At 62.6% G+C, this 20,601-nt stretch carries 17 protein-coding genes; all 17 read right to left on the reverse strand.

From position 1 onward, the window contains the following. Nucleotides 1-32: 32 nt before the first annotated feature. Nucleotides 33-614: an antibiotic biosynthesis monooxygenase gene (locus H6979_03540; GenBank protein ID MCP5138915.1), complete on the reverse strand. Its 582-nt coding sequence runs from the start codon at nucleotides 612-614 to the stop codon at nucleotides 33-35. A gap of 7 nt (nucleotides 615-621) precedes the next feature. Beyond that, nucleotides 622-1,368 (reverse strand): enoyl-CoA hydratase/isomerase family protein, encoded by a 747-nt coding sequence (locus tag H6979_03545; GenBank protein MCP5138916.1) that lies wholly within the window; start codon nucleotides 1,366-1,368, stop codon nucleotides 622-624. Between the two features lie 21 nt (nucleotides 1,369-1,389). After that, on the reverse strand, nucleotides 1,390-1,680 hold the full coding sequence (locus H6979_03550) for a septum formation initiator family protein (protein ID MCP5138917.1): 291 nt from the start codon (nucleotides 1,678-1,680) through the stop codon (nucleotides 1,390-1,392). Between the two features lie 19 nt (nucleotides 1,681-1,699). Further along, nucleotides 1,700-2,983 carry a phosphopyruvate hydratase gene (gene eno, locus H6979_03555; protein MCP5138918.1) on the reverse strand — a complete coding sequence of 428 codons (1,284 nt, stop codon included), beginning with the start codon at nucleotides 2,981-2,983 and terminating at the stop codon, nucleotides 1,700-1,702. Beyond that, the gene (gene kdsA, locus H6979_03560) at nucleotides 2,980-3,831 is read right to left on the reverse strand and encodes a 3-deoxy-8-phosphooctulonate synthase (GenBank protein MCP5138919.1); all 852 of its coding nucleotides are present in this window, start codon (nucleotides 3,829-3,831) and stop codon (nucleotides 2,980-2,982) included. Before kdsA ends, eno begins: the two co-directional genes overlap by 4 nt. Next, nucleotides 3,828-5,474, reverse strand: a complete 1,647-nt coding sequence (locus H6979_03565) for a CTP synthase (GenBank protein MCP5138920.1) — start codon at nucleotides 5,472-5,474, stop codon at nucleotides 3,828-3,830. The genes kdsA and H6979_03565 overlap by 4 nt, the downstream gene beginning before the upstream one ends. Before the next feature lie 219 nt (nucleotides 5,475-5,693). Then, the gene (tilS, locus tag H6979_03570; GenBank protein MCP5138921.1) at nucleotides 5,694-7,028 is read right to left on the reverse strand and encodes a tRNA lysidine(34) synthetase TilS; all 1,335 of its coding nucleotides are present in this window, start codon (nucleotides 7,026-7,028) and stop codon (nucleotides 5,694-5,696) included. 28 nt (nucleotides 7,029-7,056) lie between these two features. Beyond that, nucleotides 7,057-8,112: an acetyl-CoA carboxylase carboxyltransferase subunit alpha gene (locus H6979_03575; GenBank protein ID MCP5138922.1), complete on the reverse strand. Its 1,056-nt coding sequence runs from the start codon at nucleotides 8,110-8,112 to the stop codon at nucleotides 7,057-7,059. Beyond that, nucleotides 8,093-11,590 carry a DNA polymerase III subunit alpha gene (gene dnaE, locus H6979_03580; GenBank protein MCP5138923.1) on the reverse strand — a complete coding sequence of 1,166 codons (3,498 nt, stop codon included), beginning with the start codon at nucleotides 11,588-11,590 and terminating at the stop codon, nucleotides 8,093-8,095. Before dnaE ends, H6979_03575 begins: the two co-directional genes overlap by 20 nt. Then, nucleotides 11,590-12,228: a ribonuclease HII gene (gene rnhB, locus H6979_03585; GenBank protein ID MCP5138924.1), complete on the reverse strand. Its 639-nt coding sequence runs from the start codon at nucleotides 12,226-12,228 to the stop codon at nucleotides 11,590-11,592. Before rnhB ends, dnaE begins: the two co-directional genes overlap by 1 nt. A 68-nt stretch (nucleotides 12,229-12,296) precedes the next feature. Further along, nucleotides 12,297-13,442, reverse strand: coding sequence for a lipid-A-disaccharide synthase (gene lpxB / locus H6979_03590; protein MCP5138925.1), 1,146 nt, complete (start codon nucleotides 13,440-13,442; stop codon nucleotides 12,297-12,299). Between the two features lie 8 nt (nucleotides 13,443-13,450). Further along, the gene (lpxA, locus tag H6979_03595) at nucleotides 13,451-14,227 is read right to left on the reverse strand and encodes an acyl-ACP--UDP-N-acetylglucosamine O-acyltransferase (GenBank protein MCP5138926.1); all 777 of its coding nucleotides are present in this window, start codon (nucleotides 14,225-14,227) and stop codon (nucleotides 13,451-13,453) included. Beyond that, nucleotides 14,228-15,256, reverse strand: coding sequence for a UDP-3-O-(3-hydroxymyristoyl)glucosamine N-acyltransferase (lpxD, locus tag H6979_03600; protein MCP5138927.1), 1,029 nt, complete (start codon nucleotides 15,254-15,256; stop codon nucleotides 14,228-14,230). A gap of 51 nt (nucleotides 15,257-15,307) precedes the next feature. Then, complete coding sequence (locus H6979_03605; protein ID MCP5138928.1) at nucleotides 15,308-15,874, reverse strand: OmpH family outer membrane protein; 567 nt, start codon at nucleotides 15,872-15,874, stop codon at nucleotides 15,308-15,310. Nucleotides 15,875-15,949: 75 nt separating this feature from the next. Next, nucleotides 15,950-18,367 (reverse strand): outer membrane protein assembly factor BamA, encoded by a 2,418-nt coding sequence (bamA, locus tag H6979_03610; protein MCP5138929.1) that lies wholly within the window; start codon nucleotides 18,365-18,367, stop codon nucleotides 15,950-15,952. 7 nt (nucleotides 18,368-18,374) lie between these two features. After that, entirely contained in the window at nucleotides 18,375-19,754 is a 1,380-nt protein-coding gene (gene rseP, locus H6979_03615) for an RIP metalloprotease RseP (GenBank protein MCP5138930.1), read from the reverse strand. Nucleotides 19,755-19,772: 18 nt separating this feature from the next. After that, nucleotides 19,773-20,585 (reverse strand): phosphatidate cytidylyltransferase, encoded by an 813-nt coding sequence (locus H6979_03620; GenBank protein ID MCP5138931.1) that lies wholly within the window; start codon nucleotides 20,583-20,585, stop codon nucleotides 19,773-19,775. Nucleotides 20,586-20,601: the final 16 nt, after the last annotated feature.

A 20,601-nucleotide genomic window follows, 5' to 3' on the forward strand; every position in this document is an offset into this window, starting at 1 on the left:
CCTGCTCCTCCCGACCCTTGTCATGAATATCGCTATTTGAACAACCACCGATGCACCAGCCTCGTGTAGCGCGGCATGACCACATAGATCATCAGCCCGACGATCACACCGGTGACAACCAGTGTATCGACGAAGGGCGTTCGCGGGAGCCCGGCAGCGCGGAGCACCGGTGTCACGAGCAGCGGCACACCCAGCACCAGCGGGTAAATCACCGACCAGGTGATGATGAACTGTCTCCAGCGCACTGGCAGCCTCGCCCGCGCCCCCTCGGGGGCAAACCAGAAGTCGAGGCCCGTGCGAATGAAGAAGTCGTCGTCGGTCGAGAGGATCGGTCTGACTTTTGCTATCAGCCGGTTGCGCTCTGGCGAACTCATCCAGCTTTCGAGATTCCTGTGCGAATCAAAACGGATGACGACAGTGTAGGTCGAGGTCAGGCCGGTGACGGGGCGGATGATCTGCCAGTCCAGATAACCGGGCGCGGCGCGACAAACGGGGCCTATCTCGTCTATCCAGGCTTCGTAGTCGGGCTGGTGCCCGTGGCGGACGCGATGCGTTATGACGACAGTGGCGCCAGTTTCGGCAGCGTCCGCGACGGGTCGGGTTTCGGTTGGCATCGTGTGGCTACTTCTTGGCCAGGCGCTCCACCAGTTTGCGCATCTCGGCCTGGGTTTCAGTGCTAAACCACCAGTCCGTCGCAGCAGCCACGTCGCTGCAGTTGCCGTAAGCCCCGATCAGGCGGGACTTGCCGGCGAGACGCGTGGTATTCATCGCGACCGGTGGCAAAGCCAGCAGTTCCTGCGCGCGGATCAGCGCGGTTGCCATCAGGTTTTCCGCATCGACCAGTTCATCGACGAGGCCGATGTCCAGCGCTTCCGCCATCGGCAAGAGCGTACCGCGGGTTGCAATACGACGCGCCATTCGCGGCCCGATAACCTGTTCCAGAGCCAGCAAGATGGTGGCGGGCACTGGCAGTCCGACCTGGACTTCGTTGAGACCGATCCTGAAGTTGCCGTTGACGCCGATCCGGTAATCGCACTGCAGGGCGAGAACCGCACCGCCAGCCGGCGCATGTCCGGACAGCGCAGCGATGACCGGTACCGGACTGGCTGCAAGCCGGCACGTGAGCAGAAAGAACTGCTGCCAGAAACGTTCAATCTCGGGCCGTGTGCAGTCGATCAGGGCAGGTACATCCAGACCGCCGCTGAACATGCCGGGCCGGCCGGTGATGATCAGGGCCCGGGTACCGCTTGCCTGCAGGGTATCCAATGCGGCCAGCAACTCATCGACCAGCGCGTGGTTGAGTGCATTCGCCGGTGGCCGATCCATGCGGATCTCGGCGACATCCTCATGATGCTGGATGTGCAGCACGCGAGCTTCCCCGGGCCGCACTCAGCCAGCCGGTCGCGGTGCGCTGAACAGATAGAAAGTCTCGTTCGGCCCGATCAGGCCCAGGTCAGCGCGGGCGCGCTCTTCGACGGCTCCCTCGCTCTTGCGCAGATCAATGACCTCGGCCTCCAGGCGCTGATTGCGCTGATTGAGCCGGTTGTTTTCGTCGGTTTGCTGTGCAATCAGCGCCGTCAGCCGGGAGGCCTCGGCAAAACCGTCGTCGGAAACCCAGAGCCGGAACTGCAGCAAGCAGAACAGCAGTGCGAGAACGCCGGTCGCAACGCGTATCGCCATGGTGCCAGTCCCCCCGAAATCAGAACTTCAGTTTCACCGGAAACGCATCGGCACCAGCATACCGCGCTTCGCGCCCCAGCAGCTCCTCGATCCGCAGCAGCTGATTGTACTTCGACATGCGGTCAGAGCGGCAGAGTGACCCGGTCTTTATCTGCGTCGCACGGGTTGCGACCGCAATATCGGCAATGGTCGCATCCGAGGTTTCACCTGAACGATGCGAAATCACGGCGCTGTAGCCGGCATCGATAGCCATATCGACCGCTGCAAGCGTCTCGGTCAGCGTACCGATCTGGTTCGGCTTGATGAGGATCGAGTTGGCGATCTTCTCGCTGATGCCGCGCCTCAGAATTTCCGTATTGGTGACAAACAGGTCGTCACCCACCAGCTGTACCTGCTTGCCCAACAGTCCGGTGAGTATCGCCCAGCCCGCCCAGTCGTCTTCAGCCATGCCGTCTTCAATGGAGATGATCGGATACTGGCGCACCAGACCTGCCAGATACTCTGCAAACTGGCCGGGCTCAAAGCTGCGATCTTCAGACTCCAGCCGGTAGACACCCTTGCTGTACAGCTCGGAACTTGCCACATCGAGGCCCAGAAACACGTCGCCACCGAGCTTGAAGCCCGCCTTGTGTACCGCCTCCGCGATCGTATCCAGTGCCGCTGCATTGGATGGCAGATCGGGCGCAAATCCACCCTCGTCGCCAACCGCCGTATTGAGCCCTGCCGCCTTGAGCACGGCCTTCAGCGCATGAAAGATCTCGGTTCCATAGCGCAAGGCTTCGCGAAAGGATGGTGCACCGACCGGCAGCACCATGAATTCCTGGATGTCCACGCTGTTATCGGCATGTGCGCCGCCGTTGATGATGTTCATCATCGGCACCGGCATGGTCTTGCCCGGGCCAAGCGTCCGGAACAGCGGCTGACCACGGCCCGCAGCCGTGGCATGGGCTGCCGCCAGCGAAACCGCGAGTATCGCATTGGCACCGAGCCGCGATTTGCCGGCGCTGCCATCGAGGCTGATCATGCGCCGGTCCAGAGCCGCCTGATCGTCAGCGTCCATGCCGGTGAGCGCACTGCGGATTTCACCATTGACGCCCGCAACGGCCTTGAGCACACCCTTGCCCAGATAACGGGTCGGATCCTTGTCGCGCAGTTCAACCGCTTCGCGGCTGCCGGTGGAGGCACCGGAGGGCACCGCTGCCCGCCCGAAGGCGCCATTCTCCAGCCGGACATCGGCTTCAACGGTGGGATTACCCCGGGAGTCGAGAATCTCCCGACCGTGAATTTCGACAATCTTGCTCATCGCGTCCTCTGCTCCGCCAGGCCGGTTTCGGCCAATGGCCTCTTCTTCACCACCTGGTCGATTTCGACCAGGACCTCCAGCAACCTCTCCATCAAGTGCAGTGGCCAGGCATTCGGGCCATCGGAAAGCGCGCGATCCGGGTCCGGATGGGCTTCCATGAACAGTCCCGCCACCCCGGCCGCGACTGCCGCACGGGCCAGCACCGGCACGAATTCCCGCTGCCCGCCCGAGGCATCGCCCTTTCCGCCTGGCAGTTGCACGGAATGCGTTGCATCGAAGACCACCGGACAGCCGGTATCGCGCAGCACCGCCAGCGAACGCATGTCACTGACCAGGTTGTTGTAGCCAAAACTGAAGCCGCGCTCGCAGACCATGATCCCGGGGTTGCCGGTGCTCCGCGCCTTGGCGACCACATTGCTCATCTCCCACGGCGAGAGGAACTGGCCCTTCTTGATGTTGACCGGTTTGCCCTGGCTGGCGGCGCGGAGAATGAAATTGGTCTGCCGGCACAGAAATGCCGGTGTCTGCAGCACATCGACGACTGCCGCGACTTCGTCGAGCGGACTGTCTTCGTGGATATCCGTCAGCACCGGCACGCCGAGCTGCGCGCGCACGCTCTCCAGCACGCGCAGACCTTCGGCGATACCCGGCCCACGGTAACTCTGCAACGATGAACGGTTGGCCTTGTCATAGGACGACTTGAAGATGAAAGGCACACCGAAACGGCGTGCCATATCCCGCAGTTGCCCGGCTGTCTCGACAGCAAGCGTCTCGCTTTCGACCACGCAAGGTCCGGCGATCAGAAACAGCGGCTGGTCGACGCCGACCTGGAAATCCAGCAGCTTCATGCCCGCGCTGCAGTCGGCATGGCCTGGGTACGGAATTTCCGCGCCGCTGCAACGAAACCGGTAAACAGCGGGTGGCCATCACGCGGGTTGGACTGAAACTCCGGATGAAACTGGCAGGCCAGAAACCACGGATGATCCGGCAGCTCGATCACCTCGACGAGCCCGTCGATGGAAAAACCGGCAAATACCAGGCCCGCATTGCTGAGCTGCTCCAGATAGGTGTTGTTGAACTCGAAGCGGTGCCGGTGACGCTCGCGGATGGTTTCCGTCCCGTAGAGATCGTGGGCCAGCGTTCCCGCCTGCAGGCGACATTCCTGGGCGCCGAGGCGCATGGTGCCACCGAGATTGGAATCGGTATCGCGTTTCTGCAGGCTGCCGTCACGATCCTGCCACTCGGAGATCAATGCGATCACCGGATGCGGATTGCGCGGATCGAACTCCGTGCTGTGGGCGCCGGTGAGCTTGAGTACATTGCGCGCATACTCGATGACCGCAACCTGCATCCCGAGACAGATCCCCAGATAGGGCACACCGTTCTCGCGCGCATACCGCACGGCCGAAATCTTTCCTTCGATGCCGCGCTCGCCAAAACCACCCGGCACCAGAATGGCGTCGACACCAGCCAGCGCTCCCAGACCGTCCCGCTCCAGGTCCTGTGACTCGATGTAACGGATGCGGACCTGCGTGCGCGTCCTGATGCCCGCGTGCATCAGCGCTTCGGTCAGCGAAATATAGGCATCGCGCAGGTCAACATATTTGCCAACCATGGCGATAGTCACTTCCGCTTCAGGATTCCTGCGTGCAGCAACCACCGCGTCCCATTCGCTGAGGTCGGCAGCCGGTACGCTCAGGCCCAGACGCTCGACGACGATGGCATCGAAACCCTGACTGCGGAAAGCGCCCGGCAGCTTGTAGAGATCGTCGACATCGACCGCCGAAATCACGGCGCGCTCGGGCACATTGGTAAAGAGTGCGATCTTGCGGCGCTGCTCCTCGGGCAACGCCTTCTCGGAACGGCACACGAGCACATCCGGCTGGATGCCGATGGACCGCAGTTCCTTTACCGAGTGCTGGGTGGGCTTGGTCTTGATCTCGGACGAGGAAGGAATGTACGGCACCAGCGTCAGATGCACATAAACACAATGCTGCGGGCCGAGGTCGAACCCGAACTGGCGAATCGCCTCGAGAAACGGCAGCGATTCGATATCGCCGACCGTGCCGCCGATTTCGACGATACAAACGTCGGCGTCGCCGGCGCCAAGCCGGATACAGCGCTTGATCTCGTCCGTCACATGCGGGATGACCTGCACGGTCGCACCCAGGTAGTCGCCTCGACGCTCCTTGGCGATCACGCTGCCGTAGATCCGTCCGGTGGTGAAATTGCTGTTACGTCCGGTAGTGGTACGGACGAAACGTTCGTAATGACCCAGATCGAGGTCGGTTTCGGCACCGTCAGCGGTAACGAATACCTCACCGTGCTGAAACGGGCTCATGGTGCCCGGATCGACATTGAGGTAGGGGTCGAGCTTGACCATCGCGACCTTCAGGCCGCGGGCTTCGAGGATGGCGCCGAGCGAGGCAGCCGTTATGCCCTTTCCCAGTGAGGAAACGACGCCGCCGGTCACGAAAATATAGCGGGGCATGGCACCCATCTCCGCCGACCGGCGGCGCCATACCTTGTGAGGCGAGGCCCGGGATCGGCTGCAAATACAAAAGCCAGTATCCAGCAAACAGACAGAGTGCAGTCCTCACCGGCCGGATCGAGCAGGTAAGGCGACGAGCTGTCTGGGCTGGACTCTCCAACAAGGAGGTAGATGGGGAGGAAAAGTTACCAGATCGCTCCACGGCGAACAATGCGGGATTCAGACGATTGCGGCATGCCCTTCCCAGACAAGCACCACACCGGGCTCGCCAGGCCGGGCCATCGCCCAGTCAGCCAGCCAAAGGTTTGCAACGGCGGCCAGTTCGCCGCCGGCATACAGCAAGGGAATATGGCCGCGCATCCACGGCACGACGGCATGTTTCTGAAACAGGTATTTCAGGGTCCGGTGGTGCAGATCCCCGCTGGTCTGCACCGCTTCCCCGCCGGCGCGAAAAGCGACCCGCAGCCCGCCGCTCAGGGCGCTTGACGCCAGACCGACACCGACCGTTGGCTGCAGTCGCAGTCGGCCACGCGGGCCGCCGAGCAGCAATTCGCCCTCACCGCTCCAGACATGACTATCAGCCAGACCGGCAACCGGTCCGGCTTCGATCAGGTACAGGCGCTCACGAAAGCGCCGGATCTCATGGTCTGACCAGGCGAGCACCGGATGACGATCTACCCGCGCATCCAGCAGCTGCTGCAGGCCCGAACGGAGCCGCTGCTCCGGTGGCATGGACCAGCCGCGTCGCCTCACGAGACTGCGAATGAGGTTGCGCTGGCGGGCTGCACCGAGCGCGCGAAACGGCAGCAGGCTCAGGGCCCCTTCCCGCATCACGGCGAGTTCATCAATGTGCGCAAGGTCTTCGAGCAGATTTGCCGCCTCGCCGGCCAGCCGGGCACTGCGCCCCGCCGCCCGGGCCGCCGTCGGCCAGCGCAGCCGCAGCGCCGGAACGACCTGGGCACGCAGGAAATTGCGATCCAGCGCGATATCGGCGTTCGTCGGATCATCGATCCAGTGGAGCGCATGGATCCCCGCATAGGCCTCGATGCTCGCACGCGATACGCCGAGCAGCGGCCGGCACAGTCGTCCGGCGGCAAAATCGCTGCCGGAGGGTATGCCGGCGAGGCCACTCACGCCGGAACCACGCAGCAGATGCAGGAGCACCGTCTCTAGCTGGTCGTCTTCATGGTGGGCGGTCAGCAGCCACTCCCCGGGGTGGATCTCGGCACGCAAGGCCGAGTAGCGCGCTTCCCGCGCCGCAGCCTCGATGCCATGCCCCGCATCCCTTGATATCACGACCGACCGGACACGCAGCGGTACATCCAGGCCGGCGCAGAACTGCGCACAGTGACGGGCCCATGTGTCCGCCCGGGATTGCAAGCCATGATTGACATGCACCGCGCGCAGCTGCCAGTCGTTCCGGTCACGCAGCCCGGCCAGCGCATGCAACAGCACGGAGGAATCGCGACCACCGCTCAGGGCAACACACAGGGATATCCCGCCCGGAATGGACCGGGTCAGACTCTGCGGAATATCTGCAAGCTGGCTGCTCATCTGCTGACCAGCATGGCTTCAGCCCGGCTCAGCTCTCACGAAAACTGCCATATGAAGCCAGACGCGCCGAGCGTCGTCGCAGCAACTCGTTGACATCCACGGCATCGAAATCGCGCATGTGCCTCACCAGCGCGCCGCGTATGGACTCGGCAGTGACCGCCGGATCGCGATGCGCGCCTCCCAGCGGTTCGCGCACCACTTCGTCGACCAGACCCAGCTCGCGCAGCCGTGGGGCCGTTACGCCCATCGCTTCAGCCGCGAGTTCAGCCTTCTCCGCACTCTTCCACAGGATGCTCGCGCAACCTTCCGGCGAAATAACCGAGTAAATACTGTACTCGAGCATCAGCACCCGATCAGCAACACCGATCGCCAGCGCGCCGCCGGAACCGCCCTCACCGATCACGATGCTGATGATCGGTACCTTGAGGTGGGCCATCTCGAACAGGTTGCGTGCGATAGCCTCACTCTGCCCCCGCTCCTCGGCGCCGATGCCCGGGTAGGCGCCCGGCGTATCGATGAAGCTGATCACCGGCAGACGAAACTTCTCGGCCATGCGGAACAGTCGCAGCGCCTTGCGATAACCCTCGGGCTTCGGCATGCCGTAGTTGCGGCGCACCCGCTCCTTCGTGTCCCGGCCCTTCTGCTGGCCGATATAGACCACCGGCTTGCCGTCCAGACGCCCGAGACCGCCGACCATCGCCGGGTCATCCGCATACATCCGGTCGCCATGCAGCTCCTGGAAGTCGGGGCTGATGACACCAAGATAGTCCAGCGTATAGGGGCGAAGCGGGTGGCGTGCAAGCTGGGCAACCTGCCACGACGAGAGGCTCGAAAATATGCTGCGCGTGAGCGTATCGCTCTTCGCTTTCAGGCGCGCAATCTCATCGCTGATGTTGACCTCGGAATCATCACCGACAAAACGCAGCTCGTCGATTTTCGCTTCGAGCTCCGCGATGGGCTGTTCAAAATCCAGAAATTTCAGAGCCGTGACTCCCTGCTGCGACTGCCGCGCGGCCACACTAAACCGGCGCACGCCCGCCTTACAAGCCACCCATACCGCCTGTTCACTGCCTCGGGCCCTCATACACGAAACGGAAGCCGTCGTTCCCGACCAGTTCCGACAGCCGTTCGCGGAGTTCACGTGCCGGCCGGATCGACCAGTCGCTGCCCAGCACCAGTCGCGCCTGGCCGCCATTGTGCCGATAGTGCACCGTCACCGCACAGCGACCCGGCCGATGAGGCTCCAGCACGTTCTTGAGCAGCTCCGGCGTCAGGTTGCGCTCCACATCGGTACGCCAGCGCAGCAGGAGACCGGTAGCGCGTGCCTCGACCAGGCGGTCGAGATCCAGCACGTCTTTGGCGGCAAGCCGCCAGCCGTTGATGAACTCGTCAAAGCGCAGTGAGCCGCTGATGGCCACCAGCGCCTGACTGCCGAGCAGGTGGCGCCAGCGGTCGTAGGCCTCCTGAAAAAATCCGACCTCAATCGTCCCGGTGCCGTCATCCAGCTCGACCGATACGCGGGAACCACGCTTGCGTATCGATGCAACGATACCGCCAACCGTAACTTCACGGGCCGGACCGCGAAACTCACCCGCTACGGGTGGCGGTTCCGAGATCAGCCCCTCGATGGTCGAGCTGCAGATGAATGGCTGGTCGGCGCGGTACTGGTCAAAGGGATGACCGCTGAGATAAAGACCGAGGCTTTCCCGCTCGGCCTGCAGTTTGCGGCCCAGCCCCCAGTCGGCAAGCTCCGGCACGACTTGCTCGGCAGCCGGCTGGCTGGCCGGCGCACCGAACATGTCCTCCTGGCCTGCCCGGTCGGCCGCAGCTGCCTGATCCGCCGCGTCCATCGCGCGTGGCAACTCCGCGAGCAGGCTCGGCCGGTTCGGTCCGAGGGCATCCAGAGCGCCGGCCTTGATCAGTGCTTCGACCGGCCGACGGCCGAGCTTCTGGCCTCCAACCCGCACGCAGAAATCCTGCAGACTCCGGTAGATCCCGGATTCGTTCCGCTGCGCGACTATGTGTTCAGCAGCCCCCTGCCCCACGCCCTTGATCGCACCAAGACCATAGCGGATGCTGTTCCCCGCCTCCACGGTAAACGCATGCTTCGACACATTCACATCGGGCGGCCGCAACTCGATTCCGAGCGCCGCGCACTCGCGCTTCTGCACGACAAGCGCATCGGTATTGTCCATTTCTGTCGTCATTACCGCCGCCATGAATGCGGCCGGATGGTTGGCCTTGAGCCAGGCAGTCTGGTACGCCAGCAGGGCATAAGCCGCCGAGTGCGACTTGTTGAAGCCGTAACCGGCAAACTTCTCCATCAGGTCGAAGATCCCGGTCGCCCGGCCACGGTCCGTACCGCGCTCCGCCGCGCGGTCGGTGAATCCCGCGCGCTGCTTGGCCATCTCCTCGGCCTTTTTCTTGCCCATCGCACGGCGCAGCAGGTCGGCCTCGCCGAGTGAATAGCCGGCCAGGCGCTGGGCGATCTGCATCACCTGCTCCTGGTAGAGAATCACGCCGTAGGTTTCCCGCAGTACCGGTTCCAGGTCCGGGTGCAGGTAATCGATGGGCTGGCTCGCATCGGCGTGCTTGCGGTTGATGAAGTCGTCAACCATCCCCGACTGCAGCGGGCCAGGCCGGAACAACGCCACCAGCGCCACGATGTCGCCGAAGCTGTCGGGCTGCAAGCGACGCATCAGGTCACGCATGCCCGGCGATTCGAGCTGGAAGACACATATCGTCTTGCAGGCCTTGAGCAACGCGAAGGTGGCTGGATCATCCAGCGGCAACTGACGGATATCGACAGGCGCCTCACCGCCGGCCTCTCGTTCAGCATTGATCACGCGTACCGCACGATCGATGATCGTCAGTGTGCGCAGGCCCAGAAAGTCGAACTTGACGAGCCCCGTCGCCTCAACGTCATCCTTGTCGAACTGGGTAACAGCCGTCTTTTCGCCGGCCACCTGATAAAGCGGCGTGAACTCGGTGATCTCCCGCGGTGCGATGACGATGCCACCGGCATGCCGGCCGGCATTGCGCACCAGTCCCTCAAGCTGCCGGGCCAGGTCGATGAGACTGCGCACCTCATCATCCTCCGCATACAGTGCGGCCAGCTCGGCTTCCTGCTGCAGGGCAATCCCGAGCGTCATCTCGACACCTGGCGCATTGGGAATCAGCTTCGCGATGCGGTCGACGAAACCGTAGGGATGGCCGAGCACGCGCCCCGTATCCCGTACCACGGCGCGCGCAGCCATGGTGCCGTAGGTGATGATCTGCGAGACGCGGTCACGCCCATAGCGCTCGCCGACATACTCGATTACCCGGTCACGGCCCTCCATGCAGAAGTCGATGTCGAAGTCCGGCATGGACACGCGCTCCGGATTCAGGAAACGCTCGAAGAGCAGATCGTAGCGGATCGGATCGAGGTCGGTGATGCCGAGCACCCACGCGACCAGCGAGCCGGCACCGGAACCACGCCCCGGGCCCACCGGAATCTCATGCTCTTTCGCCCAGCGGATGAAGTCGGCGACGATCAGGAAATAGCCTGCGAAACCCATCCGGCAGATCACCGACAGCTCATCGGCAAGACGTTGCTGATAGCCGGCCACGGGACCGCTGACCTGACCGGGACCGGTTTCGGACAGGCGCTGTGCAAGTCCCGCTTCTGCCTGCTCGCGCAGATAGTCTGCCGGCAGCAGGCCGTTGGGCACCGCATAGTCCGGCAGATGGGTTTCACCCAGGCTGAGCGTGACGTTGCAGCGCCTTGCGATCTCTACCGAGTTCGCCAGCGCCTCGGGCAGGTCGGCAAACAGCGACTGCATCTCTTCCGGTGTGCGCAGGTATTGCTGCTCGCTGTACAGGCGCGGACGACCGGGATCAGCAAGGGTTCTGCCCTGCTGGATGCAGACCCGCGCCTCATGTGCATCGAAGTCATCGGGCTTCAGAAAACGCACATCGTTGGTCGCAACGACCGGCAGTCCCATCCGGCTCGCAAAAAGCGTTGCCGCTTCGACATAGGCATTTTCGTGCGGCCGGCCAGTGCGCTGCAGTTCGATGTAGAAGTCACCACCGAACCACTCGCTGTATGCCGCTGCGGCACGTTCGGCACGTTCCGGCGGCCCGCCGAGCAGCGCGCGGCCAAGCACACCGTCCTGGCCGCCTGACAGGGCAACCAGTCCGCTCGTGGCACCGCCATCAAACCAGCTGGCATGTACCTGGGGTATGCCGTCAACCTGGCCCTCCAGCCAGGCACGGCTGAGCAGGCGGGACAGGCTGCGATAGCCGGCAGCGTTCCGGCACAGGAGAACCAGTCGCGCACCGTCGGCCTGCTCCTCGCGGCCTGTCACCCGGATTTCAGCCCCGATCAGCGGCTTGATACCGGCATCGAGCGCCTGACGATAGAACTTGACCAGGCCGAACAGATTGCCCTGATCGGTAATGGCGACGGCCGGCATGCCGGCCGCAGCTGTGGCAGCCACAAGTCCAGACAGGCGCACAACGCTGTCGATCAGCGAGTACTCGGTATGCACGTGCAGATGCACGAAACCAGGCGCTGTCATCACGACAGTTCCACAGGCCGTCTCGCGCCGGTCAATGCGGCACGCACAGGCGCAAAGCTGCGGCGATGCGCCGGACAGGGACCGAGCGCCAGCAACGCGGCCCGATGTTCGGCGGTCGGATAACCCTTGTGGCGGTCGAAGCCATAGCCGGGATACTCGACATGCAGTTCCATCATCAACTGATCGCGATGGACCTTGGCGAGTATCGAAGCAGCCGAAATCGCCGGACAGCTCCGGTCGCCGCCGATCACGGTCTCTACGGTTCCCGTGAAGCCATCGAACCGTGGCGCCCGGTTGCCATCGATCTGCACCAGATCAGGCCGCATGCCCAGGCCGGCAAAGGCGCGGGACATGGCCAGCATTGTGGCGTGCAGGATATTCAGCGAATCGATTTCTGCATGCGTCGCGACACCGATGCACCAGGCGAGCGCACTGCTGCGGATTTCGTCCACCAGCGCCTCGCGGCGGGCCGCGCTCAGTTGCTTGGAATCACGCACACCGGGAAGAACCTGACCGGGAGTGAGTACCACCGCGGCGGCGACGACTGCGCCAGCCAGCGGCCCGCGTCCGGCTTCATCGATGCCAGCTACGGTAGTGGCGCGACCGCCGGGGTTATTCGGTGTGAAAGAGGAATACATGGAATGCGGGATTATACGGAGCTGAACCGGCCGCGCAGCGCTCCTGCAATCGGCCCGTGGCCCGGAACTCAGCTCCGCTTCAGCATCGCCAATACCGTGTCCGCTGCGCGCTCGCTGGCAGCGTGGCGCAGCCGGTCTCCCAGCTCACGAAAGCGCCCGGCCAGACGCTGGCGATTTTCCGGCTTCTCCAGCAACTCAAGCAGCGCAGCACCGAGTATCGCCGGCTCAACCTGACCCTGCACGAACTCCGGCACCAAACGCTCGTCGGCGAGCAGATTCGGCAGCGCCATGTACTGCACATGGATCAGCCGAAAAAGCTTCACCAGCGCATAGCTGAGTGGCGAGATACGGTACGCCACCACCATCGGCCGGTTGAGCAGCATGGCCTCGAGCGTGGCCGTGCCGGAGGCCAGCAGAATCGCATCGGCGGCCGCCATGACCGTGTGTGACTGGCCATCGACCAGCTGTATCGGCAACCCACCCGCCACCCGCTGCCATTGCGCCGCGAAACGGGTACGCAAGGCCGGCGTCGCCATTGGCGCGACAAAGACTACATCAGGCAGGCGAGAGCTCAGCCAGCGTGCGGTTTCAGCGAATACCGGACCGAGTCGCTCGAGTTCGCCGCCCCGGCTGCCGGGCAGCAGGGCCACCACTCGCCCCGTCTCCGGCAAACCGAGCGCCCGGCGTGCGGGTACGGGATCCGGGTCAGCCGGCAGTTCATCGGCGAGCGGGTGACCGACGAAAACGGCTGGCACCTGGTGCCGCTGCAGGAACTCCGCCTCAAATGGGAGCAGGCACAACACATTGTCGCAGGCTTCACGCAACACGCGAACCCGACCGCTGCGCCACGCCCATACGGAGGGCGACACATAGTGCACAGTCGGTATACCCGCTCTGCGCATCGTCCGCTCGATGCGGAGGTTGAAATCCGGCGCATCGATGCCGATGTACAGGTCGGGCGGATCGGCGAGCAGACGCGCCTCGAGTTCGCGGATGATGCGCCGCAGACGCGGCAGATGGCGTACGACCTCGGCAAGGCCCATCACGGCCAGTTCATCGCTATGCCGCCAGGCTTCTGCGCCGGCGGCCTGCATCAGTGGTCCGGCAATGCCGGCAAAGCGGATTTCCGGATGCCGCGCATTTACGGCGTGGATCAGGCCGGCACCGAGCCGGTCTCCGGAAATCTCACCCGCAACGATGGCAATCCGCGACATGCGGCGAGTCAGCGGATCAGGCTCCGCTCGGAGGAATCGATGAAATCGACCAGGATGCGCAGCTCTGGCTGGCTCTCCGCAAGCGCCGCGATCCGGTCACGCGCCTCCGCCAGCTGCAGGCCATCGCGGTACAGGATCCGGTATGCGTCCTTCAGGTTGCGCAGCTGCTCGGTACTGAAACCGCGACGCTTGAGTCCTTCGGTATTGATGCCATGCGGAGCAGTCGGCTGCCCCGCCACCATGACATAGGGCGGTACGTCACGGGTGATACCGGCAAAACCGCCGAGGAAGCTGTGTGCGCCCAGCCGGCAGTACTGGTGGATCGCAGAGAACCCACTGCAGATCACGTGATCGCCAACCTGTACATGGCCGGCAAGCGTCGTGTTATTGGAGCAAATCACATCGTTGGCCAGGACGCAGTCATGGGCGATATGGACGTAGGCCATGATCCAGTTGTCGTTGCCGATACACGTGACACCCTTGTCCTGGGTCGTGCCGCGGTGAACCGTACAGAACTCACGGAAGGTGTTGCGGTCGCCGATCTCCAGCCGCGTCTCCTCACCGCCATACTTCTTGTCCTGCGGATCCTCGCCGATGACGGCAAAGCCGAAGATCCGGTTGTCGCGACCGATGGTTGCCGGCCCCTTGAGCAGCGCATGGGCACCGATTGTGGTACCCGCGCCGACATGCACGCCAGGACCGATGATGGCGTATGGGCCGACGCTGACACTGCTGTCGAGTTCGGCCTCGGCCGATACGATCGCGGTTGGATGAATTGCAGTCACTCAGGAGTCCCGGTTGATGCGCTTTTCGACGGCCCGAAGCCGGCGCGCAAGTTCGTCAAGCTGACCAAATCGCACCATGTTCCTGCGCCAGCGCTGCAGGGTATCCGCAGGCGTACCGCCACCGGCATAGATACCTGGTTTCAGCAATGAACCCGTCACGCTCGTCCCGCCACCGATTACGACGTCATCAGCAATGACGATATGACCAGCAATGGCAGCCCTTCCGCCGATCGTGCAGCGTGCGCCGATGATCGTACTGCCGGATATGCCAGCCTGGCCGGCAATCACCGTATGCGCACCGATGCGCACATTGTGCCCGACCTGTATCTGGTTATCGAGCTTGACACCATCAGCGACAAACGTATCGCCGATTGCACCGCGATCGATGGTCGTGCAGGCACCGATCTCGACATCGTCACCAATAACCACGCCGCCAATCTGCGGTACCTTGAGCTGGCTGCCGTCGCGTTCACGCGCAAAACCGAAGCCATCCGCGCCGATGACAGCACCCGAATGAATGATGCAGCGACTGCCGAGCCTGACACCCGTGTAGATCACTGCACCAGCGCAGATGCGGGTACCTGCGCCGACTTCCACACCTTCACCGATGACCACATTCGCGCCGATGCTCACCCGTTCGCCAAGCGACACCCTGTCAGCAAGCACGGCACCGGCATCGATCTGGCAACTCGACGGGACCAGGGTCGCGGCACCAAGTACAGCAGCCGCATGGATACCCGGCCGCAGCGGTGGCACGGGATGCAGCTCTGCGGCGACCCGCGCATAGACTGCGTAGGGATCCTGCGCAACGAGAACAGCAACGGGACACCCGGCCGCATCCGCGGTACGGAGTATCACGGCTGTCGCCCGCGTAGAGGCCAACTGGGAGCGGTAAACGGGGTTGGCGAGAAAACTGATGGAACCCGGCGCCGCCGAAGCGAGCGTGGCAACCCCGTGCACGACGCTGTCCGGGTCGCCGCGCAATTCACAGCCGTAGCGGACGGCCAGCTGACCCAGTGTCATACCCATGGAATCAAGCGCATCAGGCGGCCCGCTGGCGCCGGCCGGCGCGCCAGTGCCTCAGGGCTTGGCTGGCGCTTTGGCAGCACCCGACCGACTCTGCAGGGCCTGCAATACCTGCGCGGTGACATCGAGGCCCGGACTCACATACAGGGCATCGCTGATGATCAGGTCATACCCGCCCTGACGGGCAAAGCTCTCCACTTCTCCAAGCAGATTGACGCGCAGCTTGCCGAGTTCCTCGTTCTTGCGGTTGTTAAGGTCCTCACGGAGTTCATCGAGCTGGCGTGTCAGGTCACGCTCGTCGCGCCGCATGTCGTTCTCCGCGTTGCGACGCTCGTCGGCACCCATCACTGCCGCATCCTTCTGCATCTTGTCGGCGCGGTCCTTGAATGCCTTCTGCTTGGCCAGCAGATCACGTTGCCGCGGGGCAAATTCATTCTCGAGTGAACGATTTGCCGCATTGGCCTGTGGCGACTCGGCCAGCAAACGCGCCACGTTGACGAAGCCCACCTTGAGCGGTTTCGCCGCCTGCGCCAGTACGACCTGCGGTACGGCCAGCAAACCGGTTATCGTCGCCAGCACCGCCCACTTCCTGATCTGCAACATCGTAATTCCCTGTTTCATTAAGAGTTTAAGTTCCGGCGGCTGCCGCCGCCATCCCGGATCCCGCACCTGAAATTGTTCTTAACACGCCCGGACCTAGAACGCACCACCGATCGAGAACTGGAATCGCTCGGTCTTGTCACCCCACAAAGTGGTGGTACCGTCGTCAGCATCCATCGGGAAAGCATAGCTGAAACGGAACAACCCAAGGGGCGCCAGCCATTGGGCCGATATGCCGTAAGAACGCTTCAGGTTGCTCGCATCGAAATGATAGTCGATCGGTTGAAGCTGTTTGTCGTAAAACTGGACATCGCCAACCGAATAGACGTTACCCATGTCGAAAAACAGGGTAAATCGCGACTTGGCCTCCCACTTCTCCGGAATCGGCAGCAGCAGCTCGACCTGACCCGCCGTCAGCAGGTCGCCGCCATAGGGTCTGCCGAACGTATCCTTGGGGCCCAGGTCGTTTTCCCGGTAACCACGCACCGTATCCGGACCACCTGCAAAGTAGTTTCTGTATGGCGGCAATGAAGTCGTATCACCGAGCGCCGCGCCATAACCGAGGTCGAGGCTGAACAGGAAGGTTGCCCAGCGGTTGACCGGCAGGTATTTCTGGAAATTGTAGTTGAGTGTGTAGTACTCGACATCACTGCCCGGAACCGTAACGTTGGCGGTCAGCCGATGGCGGGCACCACGGTCCGCAAACAAGCCGCGGTTGCGGGTGTCGTAGACCCAGCCTGCCAGCAACTCGACGGTATCGAACTTGGTGGTGTATATCGCACCACCCGGCACGATATCAGTCGTACTGTTACCGTTATTGCGCACCCACCGCTGCGCCTGCTCGGTCTGGAAGCTGTCGCTGAGCAACTCGGAACTCTGCAGCGTGCCGCCGAAGATGAGCCGCTGGTACTCGGTGACCGGATAACTGTATTCGGCAGACACGGACAGGGTCTTGGTCGAAAAGTCGGACGCATCCGAGGTGAACTGCGTGATGTCGCGATAGGCAAGGCTGATCGTACGACTGACCTCATTGATCGTCGTGTAGGGGTCCGTGTAGGAAAGCCCGTAGACAGTACGGTACTGACCTGTATTGACATCGGCCTGAACGCGGTTGCCGCTGCCCATGAAATTGGTGTGCACGAAGTTCCCGTTGAATATCAGCTTCTGCGACTGGGAATAGCCAACACCGCCGCCAAACTGCCCCGGGAGGCCCTCCTTGATGTCGAAATCCAGATCAACGAGATCCGGCGTACCCGGCACCGGATTGGTGGTTTCCTCCACCTTCTCGATATAAGGCAAACGCTGCAGACGGATCTTCGAGCGCTCCAGCCGGCTGTTCGACAGGTAGCCGTCCTCCAGTTGCCGAACCTCGCGCCGCAACACCTCATCGTTGATGGAAGATGTGCCGTTGAAATTGATACGCCGCACGTAGACGCGGTTCTTCGGTTCGACATAGAGCGTGATCGCCGCGGTCTTGGCCTCCCGGTCAAGCTCCGGCACTGGATCGACGCTGGCGAATGCGTAGCCCTCTTCACTCAGGCGCAGGCGGATCATGTCCGCGCTCTGCGTAATCAGTTGCTGCGAATAGCCCTGCCCGGGCTTGACCCGTATAAACGGATTGAGCTGCGCCTCCGACAGCACCAGATCTCCGGCGAGACGTACATCGCTGATCCTGTAGCGATCGCCTTCGAGCAGATTGATCGTAACGAAAATATCCCGTTTGTCGGGAGATATCGCCACCTGGGTCGACTCGATGTTGAAATCGGCAAAACCCCTGTCCATGTAAAAGGAGCGCAGCGTTTCCAGATCCCCGGACAGCGCTTCGCGCGAATAGCGATCGTCCTGCCTGATGAACGACAGCCAGGTCGGTGTCTTCAGCTCGAATCGCTCGAGAATTTCCTTGTCGCTGAAGCTGTGATTGCCGACCAGATTGATTTGCCTGATCCGGGCGCGGTCGCCTTCCTTGATCGTGATGGCGATTGCGACCTTGTTGTCCGGCAAGGTTTCGACGGCCGTTGTTACCTTTGCCGCATATTTGCCACGACTGAAATACTGGTCGGTCAGCGACTGCTCGACCTCATCCAGCACGGACTGGTTGAAGATACGGCCCTGCTTGAGGCCGATCCTCGCCAGCGGTTCCTGCAGGTCTTCAGTCTTGATGTCCTTGTTGCCGGTTATCGAGAAACTTGCAATCGACGGGCGCTCCGACACGGCAATGATCAGGGTTCCACTATCCCAGCGTATCTCGACATCGCGAAAGAAACCGGTGCCATACACTGCCCGGATGGCCTCCTGGATACGACCCTGATCGATGCGGTCACCGATATTTACCGGCAGGTAATTGAACACCGTGCCTTCGGCGATCCGCTGCAGGCCTTCGACGCGGATATTGCGCACCACCAGATCATCGGCATCAGGGGCCGCAACCTGGCCGTGTGCGACCAGTGCCAGCAGCAGCAAGGCCGGTACAAACAGCAGGCGCGCAAATCGATAACCCGGCGAAAACAGACCCATCACTGACTCAGCCGAGCAATCTGGAAATATCGTTGTAAAAAGCGAAGCTCATCAGGAGCAGCAGCAGGCCGATGCCCACTTGCTGCCCGATCATCTGCGCACGTTCCGACAAGGGGCTGCCCTTCAACTGCTCGGCCAGCGTGTAGACGATTTGACCGCCATCAAGCATCGGCACAGGCAGCAGATTGAGTACACCGAGACTGATACTGACCACTGCAAGAAAACCCAGAAATGCCGAAATCCCGATGCTCGCACTATAGCCTGCATATTGGGCGATATTGATCGGACCACTGATATTCTTTACCGAAACATCACCAACCAGCATCCGCCAGATCATGCGCAGCGTCAGCGCGCTCATCTCCCAGGTCCTGACAGAGGCACGTTGCAGGGCTTCAAGGGGCGCATAACGCTCCTCGGCGCGCATGCTGTCGAATTCGCCGGGTGACAGCAGAACCGCGGCACCGATACGGCCAATTGAACCGGCATCGCTGTCCACCGCTTCCACATCGACCGGCAGATCCAGCTCTTCCTCAGCCCTCTCCAACTTGACTTCAATACGCTGTCCGGGGCGGGCACGTATCATTTCCACCCATTCCGCCCAGTTGCCCACAGCGATACCATCGACCGCCAGCACCCGGTCACCGGACTGGATACCGGCACGCTCGGCAGGGCCGCCCGCAACCAGCTCACCGATAACCGCATCCGGGACGGGCCTCCAGGGCCTGAAGCCGAGCTTCACAAACAACTGCCCCGGCTCCGTCAACTCGGACTCAAGGCCTGCTGTCTGCAGCACCACCCGCCGCACTGCCGGCGACTCGGCACCATTCCTCCAACTCACATCGAGACGAATCGCTCCGTTGGTCAGCAGTTCATCCAGCATGCCCAACGTGGCGGACTCCCAGGTCAGAACGCGCCGCGTCCCGACCGAAACGATGGTGTCGCCTTCGCTCAACCCGGCACTCGCGGCCACTGACCCGGGGTCGACGGCACCGATCACTGGCTTGATGCCCGGCACACCGTGCATGAACATCAGCGTATAGGCGAGCACGGCAAAAACCAGATTGAACGCCGGCCCGGCAAACAGAACGGCCATGCGCACCGGTCCCGACTGCCGGTTGAATGCGCGCCCGCGCTCGGCAAAGCTCACCGCACAATCCCGTTCGTCAAGCAGTTTCACATAGCCGCCAAGCGGTATCGCCGACAGGCAGTATTCAGTCTGGTCAGCACCGGCACGGCGGGACCAGAGCACCTGCCCGAAACCAATCGAGTAACGCAAAACCTTCACACCAAACAGGCGGGCAACGGCGTAGTGCCCGAATTCGTGTACCGCTACAAGCAGCGCGATGGCCGCAATGAAGGCGAGCAGGGAATTGAGAATGGTTGGCATGGCGTCAATACTAAGACATCAGGCAGGGATCCGTCCCATCCACTGCAGCGCCAGCGCAAACAACGGGGTCGCCGCCGTGATGCTGTCAATCCGGTCGAGGACACCGCCATGACCGGGAAACAGCCGGCCGCTGTCCTTGATGCCGACACTGCGCTTGAACATGCTCTCGGTCAGGTCACCGAGGATGGATATCGCTGCCATGCACAGACCGAGCGGCAGCATGGCCGCCAGTGGCAGGCCAAGCAGGCCGCCGCCCAGACCTGCAACAAGTACCGCGCTGACCAGACCCCCACCGACCCCTTCGAGCGTCTTGCCTGGACTGACGCGCGGCGCCAGCTTCAGACGCCCCCAGCGATGCCCGGCAAAGTACGCGCCGATATCCGCAGCCCAGATGATCGCCAGAGCAAGCAGCAGCAGCGCCGGTCCCTGCCCCGCCACCTGCAGGATGCTCACCAGGCTGATCCAGGCCGGAACCAGGACGAAAACGCCAGCCAGTCCGGCGGCAATTGGCGAAATCGGCACCGGGTAGCGCAGGACCCAGACCAGCGCGGTTAACCACCACGCGAGCGCTGCCCATAGCACGAGCGACAGGTCGAGCTGACGGGGAACGAGCACATAGACCGCTGCATAGGCGCCGGCCAGCAACAACAGCCACGCATAGCGCACCAGCGGATTTACCGCACCGAGAAATGCCGACCATTCGCGAGCAGCGAGCAACATCAGCAACGCCGCCACACCGGTTGCCACGCTGCCGGGAGCGACAAAGAGAACTATCAGCAGAACCGTGACCAGCACTGCCGCGGTTAGTACCCGCTTTATCAGTTCAGTCACGGGGATACCGCGACTC

The sequence above is a fragment of the Chromatiales bacterium genome, from assembly GCA_024234935.1.
GTDB lineage: Bacteria > Pseudomonadota > Gammaproteobacteria > Steroidobacterales.